General features: G+C 60.1%; 2 protein-coding genes. Both read left to right on the top strand.

Annotated features, from left to right (window positions below):
- On the top strand, nucleotides 1–655 hold a 655-nt coding region (locus AC1D0Z_RS19955; protein ID WP_477659909.1), incomplete at its 5' end, for an MBL fold metallo-hydrolase.
- A 625-nt stretch (nucleotides 656–1,280) separates the two neighbouring features.
- Nucleotides 1,281–2,268 (top strand): type IV pili methyl-accepting chemotaxis transducer N-terminal domain-containing protein (locus AC1D0Z_RS19960; protein ID WP_477659910.1); only part of this gene is annotated, 988 nt, incomplete at its 3' end.

Genomic DNA, 2,268 nt, shown 5'->3' on the forward strand with positions numbered 1-2,268 from the left:
CCATCTTTCGGCAGCCCGCTACCTGCAGCAGGCTGTCGGCGGAAAGATCGCGATCGGCGAGAACATTATTCAGGTGCAAGCGGTATTCAAGAAGCTCTTCAACCTGGAGCGCACTTTTCTGCCGGACGGCAGCCAGTTCGGCCACCTGTTCAAAGACGGCGAGCGCTTCAGGATCGGACAGCTGGAGGTTACCGCGCTGCTTGTGCCCGGCCATACGCCGGCTGACATGGCCTACGCGGTGGAGGACCTTGTTTTCGTGGGCGATACGCTCTTTATGCCCGACGTGGGTACGGCACGCGCTGATTTTCCAGGCGGCGATGCCCACCAACTTTACCGTTCCATCCACCGGCTGCTGGAACTGCCGCGGGATACGACGATGTTTGTGTGTCACGACTATCCGCCGCAGGCGCGAAAGCCCGCGTGGGAAACGACCGTCGGTGAACAGCGCGAGAAGAACATCCATGTGCATGACGGTGTCACCGAAGACGCGTTCGTCCGGATGCGCACGGCGCGGGACGCCACCCTCGAAATGCCCACCCTGATCTTGCCATCCCTGCAGGTGAACGTGCGTGCGGGGCTGCTCCCGCCGCCCGACGACAATGGCGTGTCTTACCTTCGCATCCCGCTGAACGCGCTGCCCGGCGCTAAGTCCTGAGTGGCGTATGGGGCTGGCATATATGGCGTCGGCAAAAGCCAGTCCACAAGCAGCTCACCTAGCGCTCCAACTCTAGGGTGTTTCACCGCCAGCATAGGCTTTATGCCACGAAGTCGGGTTCTCCCGCTGGTCGTGCTGATGCGATGGCCACTGTGCATGCAAAGCGTGCAGTTGCCACGAGCTGGTTTGATGGGTGGGGCTAAGTGACCCTTACCGTCCTGTAGCAGAAGGAACCCAGTTCAGAGTAATGCACCATTCGCTAAATTAGATGGTAGTCAGCCTGAGGTGCGTGTGCACCTCGGGTTGACGACCTTTCTTTTTAAGCTTATAGAACGGGGGGGGGAGAAAAATGCGATCTGCTAGGTCTTTACGGTCTCTTCTTCATGCGGTGCTATGAGAGGAGACCTTTTCCACCGCCCAACCAAGAAGGCCGTGAAGTCGTGCTAGTGGGAATATGAGCAATGGCTCGATTTGGGGTGAGCTAGCCTAGGACAACAAAGTTCACGTGAGGATGCAATTGTCGACCATCAACATGTCGCTCCAGAATAGACCGGTATAGCGCTCGGGAGGGAATTGAAGGGCTATTTAACTAGCGCATCACTCTGATCAGCGTTACGCTCCTGACATGCACACGGCTTCCCTGTCCAAAAAACTCATCCGCATAGGTGCGAGCCTTCTGATCGTCGCGTTGGCATCCATAGGGCTGACCTTGTGGGTAACCTGGCAGCTTGAAGGCGGCGCTGCGGCGGTGAACGAGGCCGGACGTATGCGCATGCAAACCTGGCGGCTGGTCAGTGCTGTGCAGGCGGGGGTGGAGCGTGCCGAACGGCAGGGCCTGGTAGCCCGGTTCGATGAGAGCCTGGCGTTGTTGCGCGAGGGCGATCCGTCCCGGCCGCTGTTTGTGCCGTGGGACGACCAGTTGCACCAGCGTTTTGCAGCTGTCGAGTCCTTGTGGCGTGATCAGCGGCATCTGTGGCTGGCCGAGCCCGCTCCGGATGCACAGGTCCTGCTGAAGGCAGGTGGCGAGTTTGTGGAGGCCAGCGACCGCCTGGTGCTGGCGATCGAACAACACCTGTCCCGCCTGACAGCCATTTTGAACCTGTTCCAGCTCCTGATGATGGCATTGGCTATCGGTGGGGCGGTCATCATGCTTTACACCGGCTACATGTATGTGATCAACCCCTTGGGGCAGCTCCGGCAGGGTTTGCACAAGCTGGAGTCGGGAGACTTCAGGACGCGCATCGAGGTCGACACCGTGGATGAGTTTGGCCAGGTGGCGGCCGGCTTTAACCATATGGCGGCCACCCTGCAATCGCTTTATGAAGGACTGGAAGCAAAGGTCGAGGCCAAGACACGGCGTATTGAGGCGCAGCGCGTTCGGCTGGAGGCGCTCTACAAGGTCAGCGCTTTTCTGGCCCAGGCGGGCAGCATTGATGAGCTGGCGCGCGGCTTTGCCCAGCGCGTGCGCGCCGTGATGAAGGCTGATGCCGCCGCGGTCCGCTGGTCTGATGATGCCAATCAGCGCTACCTGATGCTGGCCTCCGACTGTTTTCCGCAGGACCTCGTGGAAGAAGAGCGCAGCCTGCTGGCCGGGGCCTGCGCCTGCGGCAACC

It is taken from the genome of Polaromonas sp. P1_E3 (genome assembly GCF_056405935.1).